The sequence below is a fragment of the Nocardioides sp. URHA0032 genome (assembly GCF_000620645.1).
Taxonomy (GTDB): Bacteria; Actinomycetota; Actinomycetes; order Propionibacteriales; family Nocardioidaceae; genus Nocardioides.
Genome location: NZ_JIAV01000021.1, coordinates 235,088 through 253,775, shown reverse-complemented (window position 1 = coordinate 253,775; position 18,688 = coordinate 235,088). Strand labels below are relative to the sequence as shown.

The 18,688-nt window shown below is 65.9% G+C and carries 24 protein-coding genes; 21 read left to right on the top strand and 3 right to left on the bottom strand.

All coding sequences use genetic code 11. The annotated features are described in order from the left end of the window. Positions 1–27 precede the first annotated feature (27 nt). From N538_RS27490 to N538_RS27455, 17 genes are all read left to right on the top strand, one after another. A complete protein-coding gene (locus N538_RS27490; protein WP_051549268.1) occupies positions 28–1,215 on the top strand; it encodes a metallophosphatase family protein in 1,188 nt (395 codons plus the stop codon). Positions 1,216–1,513: 298 nt separating this feature from the next. Further along, positions 1,514–1,786, top strand: coding sequence for an HNH endonuclease (locus tag N538_RS0113440; RefSeq protein ID WP_028637728.1), 273 nt, complete (start codon positions 1,514–1,516; stop codon positions 1,784–1,786). An 887-nt stretch (positions 1,787–2,673) separates the two neighbouring features. Continuing rightward, positions 2,674–2,973: a hypothetical protein gene (locus N538_RS29030; RefSeq protein ID WP_197025338.1), complete on the top strand. Its 300-nt coding sequence runs from the start codon at positions 2,674–2,676 to the stop codon at positions 2,971–2,973. Then, a complete protein-coding gene (locus N538_RS0113425; RefSeq protein ID WP_028637727.1) occupies positions 2,936–4,381 on the top strand; it encodes a terminase large subunit domain-containing protein in 1,446 nt (481 codons plus the stop codon). The genes N538_RS29030 and N538_RS0113425 overlap by 38 nt, the downstream gene beginning before the upstream one ends. A gap of 14 nt (positions 4,382–4,395) precedes the next feature. After that, positions 4,396–5,769 (top strand): phage portal protein, encoded by a 1,374-nt coding sequence (locus N538_RS0113420; RefSeq protein WP_081790468.1) that lies wholly within the window; start codon positions 4,396–4,398, stop codon positions 5,767–5,769. After that, positions 5,769–6,362 (top strand): VG15 protein, encoded by a 594-nt coding sequence (locus N538_RS25365; protein WP_036570544.1) that lies wholly within the window; start codon positions 5,769–5,771, stop codon positions 6,360–6,362. Before N538_RS0113420 ends, N538_RS25365 begins: the two co-directional genes overlap by 1 nt. Before the next feature lie 52 nt (positions 6,363–6,414). Continuing rightward, positions 6,415–6,912: a hypothetical protein gene (locus N538_RS27475; protein WP_051549266.1), complete on the top strand. Its 498-nt coding sequence runs from the start codon at positions 6,415–6,417 to the stop codon at positions 6,910–6,912. A 31-nt stretch (positions 6,913–6,943) separates the two neighbouring features. Continuing rightward, positions 6,944–7,837, top strand: coding sequence for a phage major capsid protein (locus N538_RS27470; protein ID WP_081790467.1), 894 nt, complete (start codon positions 6,944–6,946; stop codon positions 7,835–7,837). A gap of 17 nt (positions 7,838–7,854) precedes the next feature. Next, positions 7,855–7,989 (top strand): hypothetical protein, encoded by a 135-nt coding sequence (locus N538_RS29510; RefSeq protein ID WP_269320352.1) that lies wholly within the window; start codon positions 7,855–7,857, stop codon positions 7,987–7,989. A gap of 16 nt (positions 7,990–8,005) precedes the next feature. Continuing rightward, positions 8,006–8,380 carry a hypothetical protein gene (locus N538_RS25350; RefSeq protein WP_051549264.1) on the top strand — a complete coding sequence of 125 codons (375 nt, stop codon included), beginning with the start codon at positions 8,006–8,008 and terminating at the stop codon, positions 8,378–8,380. A gap of 1 nt (position 8,381) precedes the next feature. Next, positions 8,382–8,756, top strand: a complete 375-nt coding sequence (locus tag N538_RS0113390; RefSeq protein WP_028637725.1) for a hypothetical protein — start codon at positions 8,382–8,384, stop codon at positions 8,754–8,756. 1 nt (position 8,757) lies between these two features. Beyond that, entirely contained in the window at positions 8,758–9,045 is a 288-nt protein-coding gene (locus tag N538_RS0113385) for a hypothetical protein (protein ID WP_028637724.1), read from the top strand. Beyond that, the gene (locus N538_RS0113380; protein WP_028637723.1) at positions 9,042–9,440 is read left to right on the top strand and encodes a hypothetical protein; all 399 of its coding nucleotides are present in this window, start codon (positions 9,042–9,044) and stop codon (positions 9,438–9,440) included. The genes N538_RS0113385 and N538_RS0113380 overlap by 4 nt, the downstream gene beginning before the upstream one ends. Continuing rightward, positions 9,437–9,571 (top strand): hypothetical protein, encoded by a 135-nt coding sequence (locus N538_RS29505; protein WP_269320351.1) that lies wholly within the window; start codon positions 9,437–9,439, stop codon positions 9,569–9,571. Before N538_RS0113380 ends, N538_RS29505 begins: the two co-directional genes overlap by 4 nt. A gap of 68 nt (positions 9,572–9,639) precedes the next feature. Beyond that, a complete protein-coding gene (locus N538_RS27465) occupies positions 9,640–10,200 on the top strand; it encodes a phage tail tube protein (RefSeq protein WP_155992094.1) in 561 nt (186 codons plus the stop codon). A gap of 88 nt (positions 10,201–10,288) precedes the next feature. After that, on the top strand, positions 10,289–10,594 hold the full coding sequence (locus N538_RS27460) for a hypothetical protein (protein ID WP_028637722.1): 306 nt from the start codon (positions 10,289–10,291) through the stop codon (positions 10,592–10,594). Positions 10,595–10,659: 65 nt separating this feature from the next. Beyond that, a complete protein-coding gene (locus N538_RS27455; protein ID WP_051549262.1) occupies positions 10,660–10,974 on the top strand; it encodes a hypothetical protein in 315 nt (104 codons plus the stop codon). Here the strand turns inward: N538_RS27455 and N538_RS0113355 are convergent. Further along, positions 10,971–11,372, bottom strand: a complete 402-nt coding sequence (locus N538_RS0113355; protein WP_028637721.1) for a hypothetical protein — start codon at positions 11,370–11,372, stop codon at positions 10,971–10,973. The genes N538_RS27455 and N538_RS0113355 overlap by 4 nt on opposite strands. 102 nt (positions 11,373–11,474) lie before the next feature. On the opposite strand from N538_RS0113355, the gene N538_RS29700 reads away from it, so the two are divergent. The 4 genes from N538_RS29700 to N538_RS0113330 all read left to right on the top strand — a co-directional run bounded on the left by N538_RS29700 (position 11,475) and on the right by N538_RS0113330 (position 18,141). After that, the gene (locus N538_RS29700; RefSeq protein ID WP_081790466.1) at positions 11,475–12,125 is read left to right on the top strand and encodes an HNH endonuclease; all 651 of its coding nucleotides are present in this window, start codon (positions 11,475–11,477) and stop codon (positions 12,123–12,125) included. A gap of 95 nt (positions 12,126–12,220) precedes the next feature. Further along, positions 12,221–14,749, top strand: coding sequence for a phage tail protein (locus N538_RS0113345; protein WP_028637720.1), 2,529 nt, complete (start codon positions 12,221–12,223; stop codon positions 14,747–14,749). Then, a complete protein-coding gene (locus tag N538_RS0113340) occupies positions 14,749–16,593 on the top strand; it encodes a hypothetical protein (RefSeq protein WP_028637719.1) in 1,845 nt (614 codons plus the stop codon). The genes N538_RS0113345 and N538_RS0113340 overlap by 1 nt, the downstream gene beginning before the upstream one ends. Positions 16,594–17,778: 1,185 nt before the next feature. Continuing rightward, the gene (locus N538_RS0113330) at positions 17,779–18,141 is read left to right on the top strand and encodes a hypothetical protein (protein ID WP_155992093.1); all 363 of its coding nucleotides are present in this window, start codon (positions 17,779–17,781) and stop codon (positions 18,139–18,141) included. Positions 18,142–18,160: 19 nt separating this feature from the next. Here the strand turns inward: N538_RS0113330 and N538_RS0113325 are convergent, their stop codons facing one another. Both N538_RS0113325 and N538_RS28495 read right to left on the bottom strand, forming a co-directional pair. Continuing rightward, the gene (locus tag N538_RS0113325; protein ID WP_028637716.1) at positions 18,161–18,478 is read right to left on the bottom strand and encodes a hypothetical protein; all 318 of its coding nucleotides are present in this window, start codon (positions 18,476–18,478) and stop codon (positions 18,161–18,163) included. Continuing rightward, positions 18,468–18,674 carry a helix-turn-helix domain-containing protein gene (locus N538_RS28495; protein WP_197025336.1) on the bottom strand — a complete coding sequence of 69 codons (207 nt, stop codon included), beginning with the start codon at positions 18,672–18,674 and terminating at the stop codon, positions 18,468–18,470. Before N538_RS28495 ends, N538_RS0113325 begins: the two co-directional genes overlap by 11 nt. Positions 18,675–18,688: the final 14 nt, after the last annotated feature.

Sequence of the window (18,688 nt, the reverse complement as noted above, 5' to 3'; positions counted from 1 at the left end):
CTCTGCCGGCGAGAAGCTCCGCGGCCGATGAGCATCGAGGCCCTCGTTTCAGCGGGGCCGATCGCCACGAACGCGCCCCACTCGCGCAAGGCTTATCCGGATGGGTGGCAGCCGCGCTCCGACCTCGACACGGCAACTGGTGGCTACATCGTCACCAAGCCCTTCGAGACTGGACAAGAGCCCCAGCACGAAGACGTCATCCGCGAGTTCGGCGAAGACCCGAACCAGTGGATCGTCACCAGCGTTCGCCGCTCCAAGTGGCAGCAGCGTGAGGGCGGGCCGTGGCTCGAGGCCATCCGAATCAACATGCTTCCCACGTCGGGGCAGCGCGGCGACGAACATGATCATGCCGCGCTGATGAGCATGATCGGCAAGTGGAAGCCTGCGGCAACGAAGGCGATCGCTACCGACCTTGGAACGTTCGTCGCGCCTGCCGGAGATCTCCAGCTCGGCAAGCCCGACGGCGGCGGAACCCGCGGAACCGTCGACAGATTCCTCCGTGAGACTGAAGCGATCTGCCAACGCCTGCGCGCCGACCTTCCCCGCGGCACGAAGGCTGCGCAGATCGTTCTCCCGTGGCTCGGCGACTGCATCGAAGGTGTCGCCTCACAGGGCGGCAAACTCGTCATGCGCCTCGACCTCACCCCCACCCAGCAGGTCCGTGTCTATCGCCGCCTCATGTGGGCGCAGATCAAGGCGTTCCTGCCCCTCGCCGAGCGCATCGTCATCCCAGTACTGCCCGGCAATCACGACCAGGCACACCGCATCGGCGACAAGATGGCCACGTTCAACGACGACTCATGGGCCATCGAAGGCGCATCGGCAGTCATGGACGGCATCAACGAACATGACGAGCTCGGCGATCGGGTCAGCTTCCTGTTCCCCGGCCACGACGAGCTGACCATCTGTCTCGACGTCGCCGGCACCAACATCGCCATGACACACGGCCACATGTTCGGACGCGACCCGCTCAAGTGGTGGAACGACCAAGCCGGCGGACGACAGCCTGCCGGTGACGCAGACGTTCTCCTCGCGGCGCACAGTCACCACCTCCGAGTGCAGGACCACGGCGGCGGTCGACTGTTCATGCAGATCCCCGCACTCGACGGTGGATCGAACTGGTTCCGTCACGCACGCGGCGACGAGTCACGCTCGCGCATGATCTCGTTCTGGACGAGTGACGGCATGGTTCGCGGACTAGACCCGGTGACCTGATGGAGCCGCCCAGCATCGGCGCCACGAGGTGCCAGATCTATCGGTTTCAGCGCGTCCTCGAAGACGGGTGCCTCGGCTGTGGACTCAGCGTTGACGCCTGTGCTGCGACCCGAGACATCGAGCGCCGAACCTGTTGCGATACCTGTCGACACGATGGGGTGTGAACTCTGCGGCGAGTGGAGTTGTGGATGTCGGACCTGAGGCGCTGGACGTGTCGATGGGGCTGCGGCTACCGGCACCCGGTCGCGACGATGGTCCAGTCCCACGAGCTGCGGTGCGAGTGGCGCGAGGAGTCGGAGTGAGCACTGGCCGCAACACCACCACTCGCGACCAGCACCGTCGTGCCATCGCCCGCACCAAGCCACCATGCGCGCTCTGTGAGCAGCCGATCGACTACACGCTGCGGTCACCCGATCCCATGTCGTTCGAGGTCGACCACATCCTCGCCATCGACAACGGTGGACCCGACACTCTCGGCAACAAGCAGGCCAGTCACCGCAAGTGCAACCGCGCGAAATGGAACCGCGTCGGGGTCGAGCCGCGATCGTTCGTCACATCTCGAAGCTGGTGACCCCGGGGGCGGACCCCGAAGACATTTCCCGCCGCTCCTCTCGGCATAGACGGACACCCCCCATCCGCTTTTTCCAACGCAGGCGACCTCGGTTGATCCCCGAGGCCAGGAAGCCCCCGTCGACCTAGACGTCGGGGGCTTCCGCACATCTAGGAGCCCTTGATGGCGCGCAAGACACATGACGAAGTGCGGGGAACGCAATACGGCCGGGACTGGCACCGGAGGCGAAATGAAGCCTCATGTGAGCCGTGCCGCGATGCCTGGAATGCGATCAGCCGCGAACGCCAAAAGCGTCTCCGCGAGTCGGGTTGGGATCGTCCGGGACGACCTCGCCTAGACGCGAAGTGCGTTGAGTGTGGCGAGCCGGTCCGCGGCGCCTTCCGCAAAGACCTCCCGTATCACCGAAGGTGTAGGGAACGTCTCGAGCAGGCCGAGCGCAAAAGGGCTCGCGCAGCAGACCGACTCGAACGAGCAGCTGCCGGTACCGTCGGGTCGACATGGGTTTCCGGTGAGTGCGCTCAGTGCGGCACGGACTTCACTCGCCGTGGAACGCCATCGCGGTTCTGCTCGACGGCGTGCAGCCGCAAGGCTCGCCCGAACAAACGACACTTCAAGATCGCAATGCGGGATCGGCTCGCCATCTACGACCGCGATTCCTGGACCTGTCAACTCTGCCTAGAGCCCGTTGATCGCGACTTGATGACGACCAACCCGCTCGACAACTGGGCACCGTCGCTGGACCACATCGAGCCCCAGTCGTGGTCGCTCATTGCTGATCACTCGCCGTCCAATCTCAGACTCGCTCACCGCTGGTGTAACTCCGTTCGCGGCGATCTCAGCTACTACACCGACGACGACCTTCGGGTCGCCTGACCCGAGGAGGCGAAATGGCTGTACGCAAGCCTCTCCGCGCGGTTGCCGAGGATGAGAAGGCCGAGCCGAACCGCCCTTCGACGATCCTTGAGGCCGCAGAGCAAGGCTCTCGAATAGAGGAGCTGCGGGCCATGCGTCGCCGAATCGCCCGTGCGATGGACGACCCGAACACCCCGGCCCGTGACCTCGCCGCTCTATCGCGCCGCCAGCTCGAGATCGGCAAGGAGATCGAGGCCATCGTCGTCTCGCAGGACGAGGATCACTCGGTGGTCGTGAATGCCGATGACGAAGCCTGGGACGGCACCGGCTACTAGCCGCCGGCCGCTCTCGGATGTGGCCCGCCATGTGGTGGCACCCGAGGGCATCGCCTCGACCGAGTGGCCTTCGGTCGCGCAGACCTGCAACCGGCTCGGCTGGGGCTTTGATCGCTGGCAGTTCGATGCTGGACGCCTGATCCTTGCCAAGCGGGCTGACGGAACTTACGCCGCCGACACGACGTGCATCAGCATCCCGCGGCAGGTCGGCAAGACGTACCTGATCGCGTGCATCATCTTCGCACTGTGTCTCCTCAAGCCTGGCCTGACTGTGATCTGGACGGCGCACCGCAAGACGACGGCGCGTGAGACGTTCGACCAGTTCGACGGCATGGCGCAGCGGCCCAAGGTGGCGCCGCACATCCGCCAGGTGTTGCACGGCAAGGGCGACGAGGCGATCCATTTCGCCAACGGGTCACGCATCCTGTTCGGCGCTCGCGAGTCTGGTTTCGGTCGTGGCTTCGCCGGGGTCGACGTGCTCGTGTGTGACGAGGGTCAGATCCTTCCCGAGTCCACGCTTGAGGACTTGGGCGCTACGCAGAACACGGCCCCAAATCCCCTGTTCTTTGTCATGGGCACCCCGCCGCGACCGCGCGATCCTGGCGAGTTCTTCACCCTGCTTCGGCAGGAGGCGCTGGACGGCGAGTCTGACTCGACGCTCTACATCGAGACGAGTGCCGATCGCGGCACCGACCCGATGGACCCGGAGCAGTTGCGCAAGGCGAACCCGTCCTACCCGCACCGCACCACGCATCGCGCTCTCTTGCGACTACGCAAGAAGCTCAAGAACGACGACGCCTGGAACCGCGAAGCCCGCGGCATCTGGGACGAGATCACGAAACAGTTCTCGCCCTTCAATGGCGCGCTGTGGGGCGAGGCGGTCGACGTCGGACCCCCGTCTGGCACTAAGCCCAACGGGTTCGCGGTGGACATGTCGCACGGCCGGGAGATCTCGGTCGAGGCGTGCTGGGTCGAGAAGGATTCGGCGCACGTCGAAGAAGTCTGGGCTGGCATGGATGAGGCTGCCGCGGTCAAGTGGGTGGCTGACGCTTGGAGGCGCTCGGGCCGCGGGACGGTCGTGTTTATCGACGGCCAGTCCCCTGCGGCTTCCATGATCCCCACGCTCAAGGCGCTGGGGGTGAAGGTGCTCACGGGCAACGCCTCCGACATGTCTCGCGCCTGCGGACTAGTCAAGTCCAACCTCGAGGCTGGCCGACTTACTCATGCGGATCAAGAGTCGGTCAATGCGGCGCGCGAGGGGTCTCGGAAGCGGGCGATCGGCACGGCTGGCGGATGGGGTCTCGACCGCAGCGATCCGAGCGTCAACATCGCCCCGATGGTTGGCCTAGTGCTGGCCCGACTCGCCGCATCTATGTCCAAGAAGCCTGCTAGTACCTACGCGTTTTGAGGGGAGCCTTGCCGATGCTGGAAGACGCCCCCGTTGGCAGTCCGAAGTGGTGGCTGCGACGACTGGATGAGGAGCGCACGCGCCGTGCTGAGGTGTACGCGGCGTATCGCGAGCTCGTCGAGGACATTCACCCACTGCCTGAGTCGACGGAGACGTCGCAGAAGTTCGCGCGGATGGCTGGCTTGTCGACGACGAACCTGATGGGTCTTGCTGCGGAGGCAACCGCTGAGCGCATGTCCGTCGAGGGCATCCGCATTGGCGATGAGCCCGAGGCCGACAAGGATGCGTGGCGGATCTGGAAGGACTCGGACTTCGATGCCGGGTCTGACGAGGCGATCGCCGCCGCGCTGATCTGCGAGCGGTCGTTCGTGTCGGTCTCCCCACCCAAGGGCGATGGGAACCCGCGTCTGAACTACGAAGACCCGAGCCAGGTCGTGCTCGCCTACTCCCCCGAGGGCGAGCGGATCGCCGCGCTGAAGGTGTTCGGCGACGAGTGGACGGGCGACACGTTCGGCACGCTCTACACGCCGGGCTACGTGGTGCGGATGACGCAGCGCGGCGAGGGCGACCCCTTCAGTCCGTCGCGGTGGCTGGCGCGCCAGATGCCGAACGGGGCGCAGGCGGTCACGAAGAACCCGCTCGGCGAGGTTCCCTTCTTCGAGCTCCAAAACCGGCCGCTGGGCGAGATCCGATCCGAGCTCGCGCCCCTCGTGCTTCCGCAGCGCCTCCTGAACCAGACGATGTTCAACGTCCAGGCGATCGCGGAGTACGGCGCGTTCCGTCAGAAGTGGGCGACGGGCATCGAGGTTCCTCGCGACCCCGCTACTGGCGAGCCCATTGCGCCCTACGCCGCGAATATCGCGAGCCTGTTCGTGGCCGAAGGCGCCGACGCAAAGTTCGGTGACTTCAACGCCACCGACCTGAAGCCGCACCTCGACCTGGCGCGGGAGATCGCCGGCCACATGGCCCGCATATCCCGTCTCCCGGCGACCTACTTCCTGACCGACGTGTCCAACGTCGGCGCCGAGACGCTGGCGCTCATCGTCGGCGGCCTGGTGGCGAAGTGTCAGCGGCGCGTGAAGGGCTATGAGCCCGGCCTTGAGGGTGCGATCCGGCTGGCGTTCAAGGCGCTCGGTGACGCTCGATCGAAGGCTCGCATCGAGGTCAAGTGGGCCGAGATGGAGACCCGTTCGATGGCTCAGGCCGCGGATGCTGCGGTGAAGCTGACGACGGGCGACAACCCGGTCATCACGCCGCAGACTGCGCAGGAGAAGTGGTTGGGCATGTCGCAGACCGAGCGGGACCGTGATGCCGCGTGGCGCCTGGAGAACGGTGCGGGCGCCGATCTGGCTGCCATCTTCAACCCTGACACCAACCCTGTTGCCTGATGGCTCTCGAGCCGCGCGCGTTGACGCTGATGCATCGTCGTCAGCAGCTCGCGCTCCGCAAGTCGACCGTCGCTCAGATGGAAGACCTGTGGCCGGCGCTCGACTGGGCCGATCTCGACCGATCGTTCCCCGGATTCGCGGCCGAGGCGCTGAGGGTCGTTAGCAAGAACCGCAGGACGTCCTCAGGGCTCGCTGCGGGCTATCTGCGGGCCTTTCGCGTTGCCAGTGGCCTCTCGGGTGACGTTCGGATCATCGTCCCGCAGATGCCCGCCGAGCAGTTCGCTACTTCATTGCGAGTGACGTCGCTCATCGCGGCGAAGAAGGCCGCTGCGAACGGCGTGCCCGTTGATGTCGCGATGTCGAACGCACTCACCCAGTCTTCCGGGGCGATGGCCCGACTCGTGCTCAACGCGGGTCGCGACACGGTCACACAGACCATCCGGTCGGACCCGAAGGCGCGCGGCTGGGAGCGAGTGCTCGGCGGCGGCGGATGCGACTTCTGCCAGATGCTCGCCGGTCGCGTATATCCGCGCGACAACGCCGGATTCGACGCGCACGACCACTGTGGCTGCACTGCCGAGCCTGCCTACTGATCTTCCCTAGCCGCGAGGGCCGGGGATCTGCCACACCAAAGGAGCAGTCGCGATGACTGACGCCGCCGAGAACGACAACGCCACCGACCAAGCCGCGACGGCCGATCTCGGGGACGCTGGCAAGAAGGCTCTGGACGCCGAGCGTCGAGAGAAGCGTGCCGCCGAGAAGCGTGCCGCCGACCTCGAGGCCCGACTCAAGGAGTTCGAGGACCGCGACAAGACCGAATCGACTCGTGCGATCGAGCGCGCGGAGGCTGCCGAGAAGGCCGCCGCCGCCGCCGAGGCGCGAGCACTTCGGCTCGAGGTCGCATCCGAGAAGGGCCTCACTCCCGCACAGGCCAAGCGGCTTGTCGGCGAGACCCGCGAGGAGCTCGAGGCCGACGCCTCTGAACTTCTCGAGACCTTCAAGCCTGCCGCCAGCACGGAGGACGACTCGCAGGAGTCCGTCGTCGAATCGCTGGATCTCGGCAATCGCGGAGGAACCCCCAAGAAGGGGAAGTCCACCGCGGACCTGTTCGCGGCTGCCATCGACGGCAGCTTCACCCGATAACCCCCACTTCCTTGAAAGGTAGGTAACCGGCATGGCTGCTGGCGACCTCAAGCGCTCCACCTCTGGTGTTGTGCTTCCCGCTCAGGTCTCCTCGGAGATCTGGGCCTCCACCCAGGAGGCGTCCGCTGTCATGGCGGCGTCGCGTCAGATCGCCCTTCCGGGCTCTGGCATCACCATTCCGCTCATCACGGGCGACTCGGCTGCCGGCTGGGTTGCGGAGTCGGCTGAGAAGCCGGTCTCGCACGCCACCGTGTCGAGCAAGAGCATGACGCCGTACAAGCTGGCTGTCATCGAGACCTTCTCGATGGAGTTCCGGCGCGACCTGCCCGGCCTCTACGCCGAGCTCGCCCGCCGTCTCCCGAACGCGCTGGCGAAGAAGTTCGACGAGACCGTGCTCGCGGGCACTGCCCCCGGCTCGAACTTCGACGTTCTCTCGTCTGCGCCGGCCCTGACCGTCGATGGCACCGGCACCTACGCCGACCTCGTTGCGGTCTACTCGGCCATCGCTGCCGCTGGTGGCGACCTGTCCGCGTGGCTCGCCTCTCCGGCGTTCCAGGCGACGCTGCTGTCCTCGGTTGACGGCTTCGGTCGTCCGCTGTTCACCAACAGCCCGAACACCGACAACGTGGTCGGTCAGCTCCTCGGTCGCCCCGTGTACGGCACCCGCCGTGCGCTCAAGGCGTCCACCACCGTCGGCGACGACGTCGCTGTCGCGGGTGACTTCGCCAACTCGGCGATCTACGGCACCGTCGAGGGCATCCAGGTCGACGTGACCGACCAGGCCACCGTGAACGACGGCGGCACCCAGATCAACCTGTGGCAGCGCAACATGTTCGCTGTCCGCGCGGAGATCGAGGTCGGCTTCATCACCCGCGACGTCAACCACTTCGTGCGGATCACCGACGGCGTCGTCGACACCCCGTGATCGCCCTGAGGAACCCGGTGACGGGCCATGAGGTCAAGACCGACGATGCGTCGGCTGACTTCTGGCGCGCCGCCGGCTACCAGGACGTGACGGAGAAGAAGGCGCCGGCCAAGCGGTCAGCGTCCAAGAAGTCCAGCACTACCAAGAAGTAACGGGGAGGCGGTCAGCATGGGCACGTTCCTGAGCGTCGACGACCTCGAGCCATTCGCCGCCATCGAGCCTGCGAAGGCCGAGGCGATGATCGAGGACGCAGAGGCGATGGCCCTGTTGGCCGCTCCCTGTATCTCCGTGGATGGCTTCGCGCACTCGACCGCCGTCAAGGCGATCCTGCGCGGAGCCGTCCTGCGGTGGAACGACTCGGGCAGCGGTGCGCTTCAGGCGCAGACAGCTGGCCCGTTCGGGCAGACTCTCGACACCCGCCAGGAGCGCCGCGGGATGTTCTGGCCGTCGGAGATCGTGGCACTCCAGAATCTTTGCGCGACGGGCCAGGGTGGCGTCTACTCGGTGTCGCTCGCAGGCCCCGACGCAACCTCGGTGATCTGACGTGTTCGCACACGGCGAGACGGTCACCGTCCAGACCGCCGGCACCGTCACCGACCCCTACTCGGCCGACACTGTCACCGCGTGGGAGCTCGGCGACGGCCAGGAGTGGACCACTGAGCCCACTGAGGTCGACGTCGCCAACGTGCTCGTCGGCAGCGGCGGGTCTACGGAGCCCAGCGAGGCCGCGCGCAACGCCGTGGACTCGGACTTCGACCTCATCTTCCAGCCGCCAATCACGACCGTCCCCACGGCGCAGGATCGCGTCGTGGTCCGCGGCCTCGTCTGCGAGGTGGACGGCCGACCGTTCGCTTGGCGCTGGGCCGCTAGTTCCGGTGACGCCGGGGCCATCGTGCGCGTCTCGATCCAGGAGGGCTGACATGGGCCGCCTCGCACAGATCAAGATCAACCACGGCGGCATCCAGTCCCTCCTCGACGGAGCGCAGGGCGTCGACTCCCTGATTCGCTCGAAGGCCTCGGCGGTGCTTGCTCATGCGCAGGCCGATCCGCATGACGACACGGGCGACTACGAGTCCGGCCTGCATCTCGAGGAAGACCACACCGACCGGCTCGTCGTTCGGGTCGTCTCGGGCGACTGGAAGGGTCACATCCTCGAGGCCAAGTACGGCATCCTCGCGCGGGCACTCGACGCGGCAGGTGGCTCGTGACCTGGCAGCCCACGGCGGTCCTCTACCCGGACGCCGAGCTCACCACGATCGCCGCTCTCCGCACCCTCATCAACGCCCAGTCGGGACAGTCGGACGTGAAGGTGGTCCGCACGATCCCTGCGACTCGACCGGCGCGCTGCGTGCAGGTCGTCCGCGACGGTGGGAACTCCGCGAACCTCCGCGACAAGGCCCGGCTGCGGGTCAACGTGTGGGACACCACCGACCAGAAGGCGACCGACCTGGCCCGCCTCGTCGTAGCGCTGGTCCCGCGCCTCGTGGGCGCGAACGGCGTGCTGCGAACCGAGCACCTGTCCGGACCCTACGAGATCCCCGATGCCGCCCCGATGCGATACCTGCTGTTCCAGATCGATCTCCGAGGAGAGGCACTGTCATGACCAAGTACCAGCACCCTGACGCCACCCACACCGAGGACGTCCGCGACGACTTCGCCGAGATGTACGAGTCGCAGGGCTGGACTGCCGTCAAGGCGCCCAAGTCCGAAGAGAAGCCCGACCCGAAGAAGTAACACCACCCTCGCCGCCCGCGCCGGCACCATCACCGACGGCCCGAGTGCCGTACTCATCAGGAGGAAGCATGACTGCCGTAGTCGGAAACGTGCGGGTCGGGATCACCGGCGCCGTCAGCAAGGCCCCTGCGGGATCGACCGCGCCCACTGACTCGACCACGGCGCTCGATGCCGCGTTCATCGACTCGGGCGCGATCAGCGAGGACGGCGTCACCTTGACGCTGCCTGATGCTGGCGACAAGACGATCTTGAAGATGTGGCAGAACGGCGCACAGGTTCGCACGCTGCGTTCTACGAGCGATGACTCGCCCACGATCTCGTTCACCTTCCTCGAGACGAACAAGACTGCGGTGGAGACGTACTTCGGTGCCACGGTCACCCAGACCGCCACGCATGGGACGTTCGACTACGCCAACACCGTCCCGACGGCGAAGGCATACGTGCTGGACGTGCTCGATGGCACCTTCCACCACCGCTACTGGGTTCCTGCTGGCGTCCGGGCCTCTGTTGGCGATCTGGTCTACAAGAACGACGAGCCGGTCGGCTACCAGGTGACCATCGACTGCGATGTCGACCCGACCACGGGCATCAACTTCCGTGGCTGGATGACCGACCTCAAGACCCCGTAACCCCGTCTCCCCGGCCAGCTTCGCGCGGAGGCTGGCCGGGGGCTCCACCTATCCGCGCACCATCCGCGCTCACGAAAGGAATCCGCGCATGTCTCAGACCACTCCGCAGGACCGCAAGGCCAAGGACGCCGGCCACAAGTTCACCGTCAAGGGCAAGTCCTTCACGCTCCCTGCGATCGGCGAGGACGCTGCGTCCAACATCCCCGGCGAGATCACCTATGCCGCGATCATGGACCCGGACAACGACATGATGCAGATGCGCCTCGCGTTCGCCACACTCGAGGCTGCCGGCCCGACCCCCGCTGCACTCGCCGCCCTCAAGTCTCTCCCGACCAAGGAGATGCTCGAGGTGGTCGGCGCCTGGATGGGGGAATCTTCGGGCTCCTCGGACTGATCTCGCGTCACCGAGGGGCCGTCGAGTACGACCTGCGTCAACGCTTCGGACTCGGCCTGCGTGACGTGGGCGACCGGATCACGCTCGCCGAGGTTGCTCGCCTGGCCGTCATTCTGCGCCGCGACCCGTCATCGGCGGTCGCTGCGGCGCTCGAGGGTTGGGACTACCCGATCAGTCGCGAGGCGCTGGCGATTCTGGATCTGTACGACCTGACGATGGCGGCGAACAACGACAGCAAGAAGGGCAGGCCGAAGCCGCACGGTGGTCGCCCGTGGCCGCTGGATAACAAGCAGGAGCGGCGCTGGGGCAACACTGGGGGCCGCAGTCGTGAGGAAGTCGTGGCGATCCTCAACGCCCTTGGCCACTCGCTGCCGGTCTAGCAGTCGTCCTCGCGCCACTCGCCCGACTCCTTGACCCACGGTTCCTGATCTTGGTTGATCGCCGCGGTGTCGTAGGTGTACGTGACGCGCGCCTGTTCGCCATTCACGTCGGCGTCGAAGCTCTTGAAGTCGAGCGCTGAGCCGTACTGCGCCTTGGCAGTCTGCACGACGGACGCGAACTGGTCGGCTGGCGTCCGGTCCTGGCATCGCTGGGACAACAGCCCGTAGGCGGCGTCCGCGTCGCCAGTCAAGTAGGCGTCTGAGTACGCCTGTGCGGCCTCACGGATCGCGGCGCTCTCGTCGTCCGCTCCGGCCTTAGCGCTGCCATCCGAGCCGTCCGAGCCGCCACCGCAGGCCGTGAGGGCGAGCAGTAGCGCCGCGATCCATCCCCGTTTCATCCCGACAGAGTACGGCCTTCTGTGGGATAATCGGACGAAAGACCCCGGCGAGTGCTGGTAACACTCCCGGGGCGTGGACAACCTGATTGAGGGCAGGCTGACATGGCAAACGCTACCTGTATCGAGCCCGCATGTGACAAGGCCCCGCTGGCTCGCGGTATGTGCGTTACGCACTACCACCGTTGGAATCGGGCCACGAAGGAAGCGCGGCCTTCCCAGTGGGCCTGCGAATCATGTGGCGCCCCCGTTCGAGCGTTGAAGCGATTCTGCGGCGACACATGCCGTCCCCGATGTGGGGTGGACGGATGCAGCAAGGCCGAGTTCGGTTCGCTCGGGCACTGCTCCGCGCACTACACACGGATGAAGCGATTCGGCGAACCGACCGCGCCGTTGACTCGGCATCCGAATGATGGGCCGTGTGCCATCGAAGGCTGTCCCAACCCCATGCGAAAAAAGGGCCTGTGCGGCAGCCACTATGCCGTCCGCAGAGCCAGGCGCTATAGGGACGGCTCTACGACAACCACCGCTCAAGACCTGTCTCGACGTGACGGTGCGCTATGCGGCCTCTGCGGATGCGATGTGGACATGACCGCTCGCCGTCCCGACCTCATGACGCCGTCGATCGACCACGTCGTCCCGCTTAGCCGCGGCGGCTCGAACCATCCGTCAAATCTCCAACTCGCGCACCTGCTCTGCAACTTGAGCAAGGGCAATCGAATCTTTCCCTCGCTCGTCTGCGAGGCGGTGCCCTAGGTCGGGCGGATCGGAGGTGACTGGGCATGAGTGAGGTCGCCTCGGCGTTCGTTTCTCTCATGCCGTCCTAGTCCGCCAAGGGCTTTGGGACGAGCATGAACCGCCAGATCGGCCCGCAGATCAACTCGTCTGCGAAGACTGCCGGCACGCGCTTCGGCAAGGTGTTCGCGTACTCGTCGATGTCGCCGCTGAAGGCGATCGGTGCGGCTGCGGTCGGCCTGTTCGCGGTCCAGAAGGTCAAGCAGTTCTTCTCCGGTGCGATCGACGAGGCGCGTGAGTCGCAGAAGGTGTCCGCGTTGACGGCGCAGGTCATCAAGTCGACCGGCGGCGCCGCTGGGATCTCGGCCAAGCAGGTCGGCAACCTCGCGAACTCGATCTCGCTGCTGACGGGCATTGACGACGAGGCGGTCCAGGGCGCCGAGAACCTGTTGCTGACGTTCACGAACCTCCGCAACGAGGCGGGCAAGGGCAACGACGTCTTCAACCAGGCGACGAAGATCGTCACGGACATGTCAGTCGCGCTCGACCAGGATCTGAAGTCCTCAAGCATCCAGGTCGGCAAGGCGCTGAATGACCCAATCAAGGGCATTACTGCGCTGTCGCGGGTCGGCGTCTCGTTCACCCAGCAGCAGAAGGACCAGATCGCGGCACTCGTCGCGTCGGGCAACACCCTTAAGGCGCAGAAGGTCATCCTCGGCGAGCTCGGTCGCGAGTTCGGTGGGGCGGCGGCTGCGGCGGCGACGTCGGGCGACAAGTTCAAGACGGCGTTCGCGAACCTTCAGGAGTCGGTTGGTCTCGCGCTGTTGCCGCTGCTCGACAAGCTGCTCGATAAGGGCACGGTCCTGATCAATTGGATGATCGCCAACGTCCCGCCCGCGTTCGCCGCCTTCAAGGCTGCCGTGATGCCGGTGGTCACCGTGCTACAGGATCTCATCGCCAACCATCTCGAGGCTTTCAAGACGGCGCTCGCAGCGCTCGGTGGATCCGCCCTGACGTCGGTCATCGCGCTCATTGGCGGCGGCCTGGTGTCAGCGATTGCCGTCCTCGTCGGCGCCCTGGCCTCACCGATCGCGCTCGTGGGGGCTCTCGCGGGTGCGGCGGTGTACGCCTACGTTCACTTCGAGCAGTTCCGGACGTCGGTCAACCAGCTCGCGGCGTGGATTCAGACCAACGCCATCCCCGCTCTGATCCAGTTCGGGCAGGCGCTTCGGGTGAATGTCCTGCCGATCTTGCAGTCGGCTGGTCAGTTCCTCGTGACCCAGTTCTACCCGGCGATGATCCAGTTCTGGGCCACCGTCGTGCAGAAGCTGCTCCCCGCACTGCGTCAGCTCGTGGCGTCGTTTCGTGCCGACCTTCTGCCCGCGTTGCAGCAGGCTGCGGCGAAGTTCAAGGAGTGGCAGCCGACGCTCCAGCAGGTCGCGGCTGTTCTGCTCAAGGTGCAGCTCGCGAACGACAAGCTGGGCGCTTCGGTGTTGGGCAAGGCTCTGCCGCCGATCATCAAGCTCACGGCCTACATGGCCGGGACGCAGATCCAGACGCTGACCCGCATCGCGTCAGGCATTGCTTCGGTCATCGGCTTCCTCGGGCGCCTCGGTGGCGCATTCGGGAACGCTGGACAGGCCGCCGCGCGGTTCACCGCTGCGGTCAAACAGCGGATGAGCGAGGCGGTCGCATTCGTTGGCACCGTCCCCGAAAAGATCAAGGGCGCGCTCGGCGACCTGTCCAACACGCTCTACCCAGCCGGACGGGCCGTCATCGGCGGTCTCATCAAGGGCATCACCGACCGCACGGTCGACATCATCGGCGCAGTCTCACCCATCGCCGGCATCATCGCCGCCCACAAGGGTCCGATCGCGAAGGACCGCGTCCTGCTGGTCCCGCATGGCCGGGCGATCATCGACGGTTTGATCGCCGGAGTTCGCAGCCGGATCACTCCGCTCGCAAAGACGATGGACGACCTAACCGGCAAAATCGGCAAGTGGACGATGGAGGGTATCGAGAACGGCATCAAGGCCGGCGGTCCGAAGGTTCTCGACGCGATGAAGTCGGCGCTCGACAAGACGCTGGACCGGGTGCAGTCGTTCCGCGACAACCTCAAGTCGAAGCTGGATGGCGTCCTCTCGGACTTCTCGTCGCTCAAGGACTCGATCGCTTCGACGTTCGCGGGCGACTTGTTCAGCGTCTCGGCTATCGCGGAGTCGCTGACGGACACCACGTTTTTCGCCGCACAGACCGTGGGGCAGGTGTTCGACCAGAACTTGATGAACACGAAGACCCACCTCAAGCAACTGCTTCGGGCGTTCAAGAAGTTGAAGCATTGGGGGCTGCCGTCGCAGTTCCTGTCGCAGTTGTTCGCTTCGGGCAACAGTGACCTGATCTTGGAGATGGCGTCGGGCACGCAGTCTCACGCTCTGGCTGACGCATCGCTGTTCGGCGATGTCCAGTCGCTGTCGAACCAGCTCGGCGGCCAGGTGGCGCGCAACCAGTATGGCCCGCAGATCAAGCGCCTCGAGGACCGACTGACTGAGGCGAACCGGCACCTGAAGCATCTCGACGATCTCGACAAGAGGCTTGCGCGGGCCATCAACGCCTCGGTATCCCACGGTCAGAAGAAGGCGAGCTGATGGATCTCAATCCGCGCTTCGTGTTGGGTGATCTTGACCTGACTGACTATCCGTTCGGGATCGAGTTCGGTTCCGATCTTGGCAACGCGGAGTCGGTGACGGACGTGCTGGCGTCGCTGCTGGCTGATGGTGAGATCGAGTCTTTGTCGCGTCGGTCGAATCGGACGTTGACGATCCCGCTGCTTGTCGAGGCGTCTGATCTTGGGGCGTTGGCTGATGCTGAGGCGTCGCTGATTGCGGAGTGTGACAAGCAGCGGAACACACTGTCGGTTGATCCTGGTGACGGGTATGGCCCGGCGACGGTGTTTGAGACGTTCGCGGCTTCACCGGCTCGCGTGTATGACGATGACACTGAGCGGGCGGGCTATCGGCGTTGGGTGTTGACGATCCGGGCGCTCCCCTATGGTCGTTCGGTCGACAAGGTTGTCGACAACGCCGGCACCCCCCCGTCGACTGGGGTCGTCGTGTACGGGTGCGACTCAGCTACGGGTTGGTCGAAGTGGGCGACGGGTCCGGGTGCGGGCGGCCCGGTCGGCACTGATATTTCGGTCGATACGACGATCAAGACCGAGGGCACGGGTTCGGTCCGTGCGCATGCCGAGAGCAGCACCTACAACAGTGGCGACAACTCGTACACATTCCTCAGCAGCGACAAGGTCGCTGGCCTGACCGTCAGCACTAGCACGGGCGGCTACCTGTCCATCGGCATCCAGACGACGTTCTCTGGCAGGCCCACGGATGGCCTGTATCAGTTGTGGATGACGACTGCGGCCGGCGAGTCGCAGGTAACCAACTTCGTGTCGGTGGGCCGGGACGTCAATGGTTTCGCCCGGTACGTGTGGCCTGTCGCGGCTGGACTCACGGTCACTGGCCTTCGGTTCTGGGTCACCCAGACCCGTAACTCTCAGACGGGCACCGTCGCTCCGTATGTCTACTACGACGACGTTGAGCGCGCGACGTCAGCGACGACGGATCACCAGATCGTCAAGCAGCTCGACGTGCAGGGTTCGGCGCGCACGGTGGGGTCGCTGCACATTGCGGCGCCGACGGATTCGGTTGCTCTCGGTCGCGTCCTGGCGATCACGGCACCGACCGCCGAACTGCCTGCTGGATTCACGCCGGACGGACGTCGGTGGATCACGCAGGGCACGACCACGACGGACTCAACATCGCCGGATGGTTCGTACCTGACCCCGAGCACGACCACCTATGACTCAGGCACGGGCAAGCCGATCTTCGACGTGCCGGTGACCCTGTTGACTGCCGGCCCGTACACGATGGTCGCGCTGGTCAAGGTGGAGTCGTCGCCGACCGTCGCGGGCGTGCAGGCACAGTTGCGGGTCGGGTCGAACAACGTGGGTCCGACGTCGACAGCCGAGGTGTCGCTGCCGAACCTGGCGACGGGCTACCAGTTCGTCACGCTCGGGACCTGCTACCTGCCGCCGTTGCCGATGCAGTCTGCTGACGTGACCGCGAAGGTTCGGCTGCTGTTCAAGGGCGCGAAGCTCTCCAACGTCTACTTCATCCCGGCCTGGCAGGTCGGCGGTCGTCCGGTGGCGGACTTCTCGATCATCGACTGCGGTACTGCTGCCCCGTCAGCGGGCGGCTCGTCGTCGAACCTGTGGATCGACTCGCCTTCGACCGATCAGCCGCAGGGTGGTTGGTGGCGCGGGCCGACGTCGGATCGGGCGAACGCGCAGTCCGCTTGGCCGGACGCGAAGAAGCCCGGCGTGCATGCGTTCAAGCCGGGCGAACTGACAGCGTTCCTCGTGTCCACGAACGCACAAGGACCGACGATGGCCCTCGAGTACTACCCCGCATGGTTCGGGTCGGCAGCGCTCTAATGGCCGAGGTGATGGTCAACGGCGTGTGGCTGCACTCGCTGGGCCACGTCGGGGGGATCAAGTGGTCCTCCACCTGGGGTGTCGGTCCGTGCGGCGCCGATCTGGCGTCCTGCACGCTTGCGATCGACCCGGCGAACGACTCGTCTCTGATCGGGCTCGGTAAGTCGTTCGAGGTGTGGAACGACGGCGTCAAGGTGTTCGGCGGCGTGCTCTCGGAGATGGGTCGCGACTACCCGCGCAGCCTGTCCGCGCGGTCACTGGCCCGTCGCGCCGGGGACTTCGACGCGGTCGACTCGAGCGGCAACCCGACGACGAACCCGCGCACCGCCGTCACGCAGGCCATCGCGAACGGTCTGCCCTGGACGAACCCGACAGCGTTCGACAACGCCTCGCTCGGCACCGACGGCGCCCCTTCGACGCAGCGGCTCGACGCGCTGCTGAACAATTGGGCGGTGACGGTCGGCAAGCGGTGGGGCGTGGATGCCTACGGTGTCGCGTTCGTGACCACTGACCCGACCACTCCCTCGTGGCATCTCGACGCCTCTGATCTCGACATTGGCGTGGCTGACGAGGGGTTGTTCACCCGCGTCCGTGCCCGCTACGTCTCCAGCGTCAGTGGCGTGGACGGCTCACCGAACGGCTGGTCCACCCAGGACGCCGACGACCTGATCGGGCAGGCGCTCTATGGCGTGATCGAGTACCCGATGGACCTGACGAGCCTCGGCCTCATCTCGGGCACCACGGCACTGGCCTACGCACAACAGCAGCTCGCGTTGCTGACGGTGCCGCAGTGGCTCTCGCGGGTCACGACGAACTCGGGCCGACTGCTCACGCCGGGCGGACTGCCGGCCAAACTCACCGACGTGAAGGCGGGCCAGATGGTGCGTCTGTTCAACGTGCCGAACAGTCTCGGCGGCCTCCGCAACGAGCTCGGCCTGGATGTGGTGCTCGGCGAGGTCGAGTACGACACCGAGAACCCGGCTGAGGTGACGATCGCGCCGCTGAATCTCGCGGTCCGCAATCTCGCCGACAGTGCCCAGCTCACGGCGCAGGTGGCGAGGGCGGTGCAGGTGGTCCCGACGACGAAGTTGCAGACCTTCAAGGTTCCTCCGGCGGTCCTCCAGTGACGGCCACCGTCGCGGTGATGCGCCGCTCGTACTACGACTACACGCTTGGAGACGGCGCATGAACGAGTCTGTGGCGGTCGCGTTGATCGCTGGCCCAGCATCGGCGATCTTGACCCTGCTGTTGACGAAGGCTCTCGGGTCGCAGCGGGACAAGGCCGAGGTGGACGCGCTGCTGTCCGAACGTTGGGAGGCGTGGTCGGACGAGCAGGGTCGCCGCATCGAAAGGCTTGAGGACCGGGTCAAGGATCTTGAGCGCGATCTGACGCAGGCGCAGGAGAAGAACAAGGCTCAGGCGTCGCTCATGTCGTCGCTGATCGGGTGGGCGCTGCAACTGCGCGACGAGGTGATCCGGCTGGGTGGTCATCCGCCTGCCGCGCCGCTTGAGGTGCAGGCCGCGCTCACCTCGCTCGACGCCACCTAGATCCGCCACCCGCCACTCGTCACGGTAGTCCGGGCGGAGTGCGCAGAGCCTCCCGCGCGTGCTTGAACCCGAGTCCCCACCCCTTGTTGAGCGCCGCTAGCTCTCGAGCGGCGATGATCCGCCCGACGGCGGAGACCGTCTCGTCGATGGCGAACAGAGGCTCGCCGCAGTCGAGCAGCACGGCCTTAATAAGAGCCTCGAACTCGTCGTTGTGGATGTGAACCTTGGTCGGACGCGCAGCAGCGCAGGCCCCCTCGCACTCGCAGCGGGCGTCGCAGTTGATACAACCGCAGGCGTGGCGGATGTAGTCACCCTCGGCCGTGTGCTCAGCGCTCATTGGCTTCCCGCTTCCATCGCTGCAACGTGTTCGTACTGAGGCCGGTCGCCTTGCTCACCTCGGCGAACGATGCGCCCTCAGCGAGCACCTCGACCACCACGGCACGGTAGGCAACGTCGGCGGCCCATCGCTTCTCGTTTGCTCGCTCCAAGCGCCGAGCCTGCTCAACGGTCACTTCTCCGCGCGGTCGGGCCACGCGGCGAATCGTAG

Coding starts and splice junctions, on each gene's coding strand:
- N538_RS27490 (WP_051549268.1), top strand. CDS start 28: ATGAGCATCGAGGCCCTCGTTTCAGCGGGGCCGATCGCCACGAACGCG.
- N538_RS29030 (WP_197025338.1), top strand. CDS start 2,674: ATGGCTGTACGCAAGCCTCTCCGCGCGGTTGCCGAGGATGAGAAGGCC.
- N538_RS0113425 (WP_028637727.1), top strand. CDS start 2,936: ATGCCGATGACGAAGCCTGGGACGGCACCGGCTACTAGCCGCCGGCCG.
- N538_RS0113420 (WP_081790468.1), top strand. CDS start 4,396: ATGCTGGAAGACGCCCCCGTTGGCAGTCCGAAGTGGTGGCTGCGACGA.
- N538_RS25365 (WP_036570544.1), top strand. CDS start 5,769: ATGGCTCTCGAGCCGCGCGCGTTGACGCTGATGCATCGTCGTCAGCAG.
- N538_RS27475 (WP_051549266.1), top strand. CDS start 6,415: ATGACTGACGCCGCCGAGAACGACAACGCCACCGACCAAGCCGCGACG.
- N538_RS27470 (WP_081790467.1), top strand. CDS start 6,944: ATGGCTGCTGGCGACCTCAAGCGCTCCACCTCTGGTGTTGTGCTTCCC.
- N538_RS25350 (WP_051549264.1), top strand. CDS start 8,006: ATGGGCACGTTCCTGAGCGTCGACGACCTCGAGCCATTCGCCGCCATC.
- N538_RS0113385 (WP_028637724.1), top strand. CDS start 8,758: ATGGGCCGCCTCGCACAGATCAAGATCAACCACGGCGGCATCCAGTCC.
- N538_RS29505 (WP_269320351.1), top strand. CDS start 9,437: ATGACCAAGTACCAGCACCCTGACGCCACCCACACCGAGGACGTCCGC.
- N538_RS27465 (WP_155992094.1), top strand. CDS start 9,640: ATGACTGCCGTAGTCGGAAACGTGCGGGTCGGGATCACCGGCGCCGTC.
- N538_RS27460 (WP_028637722.1), top strand. CDS start 10,289: ATGTCTCAGACCACTCCGCAGGACCGCAAGGCCAAGGACGCCGGCCAC.
- N538_RS0113355 (WP_028637721.1), bottom strand. CDS start 11,372: ATGAAACGGGGATGGATCGCGGCGCTACTGCTCGCCCTCACGGCCTGC.
- N538_RS29700 (WP_081790466.1), top strand. CDS start 11,475: ATGGCAAACGCTACCTGTATCGAGCCCGCATGTGACAAGGCCCCGCTG.
- N538_RS0113345 (WP_028637720.1), top strand. CDS start 12,221: ATGAACCGCCAGATCGGCCCGCAGATCAACTCGTCTGCGAAGACTGCC.
- N538_RS0113340 (WP_028637719.1), top strand. CDS start 14,749: ATGGATCTCAATCCGCGCTTCGTGTTGGGTGATCTTGACCTGACTGAC.
- N538_RS0113330 (WP_155992093.1), top strand. CDS start 17,779: ATGAACGAGTCTGTGGCGGTCGCGTTGATCGCTGGCCCAGCATCGGCG.
- N538_RS0113325 (WP_028637716.1), bottom strand. CDS start 18,478: ATGAGCGCTGAGCACACGGCCGAGGGTGACTACATCCGCCACGCCTGC.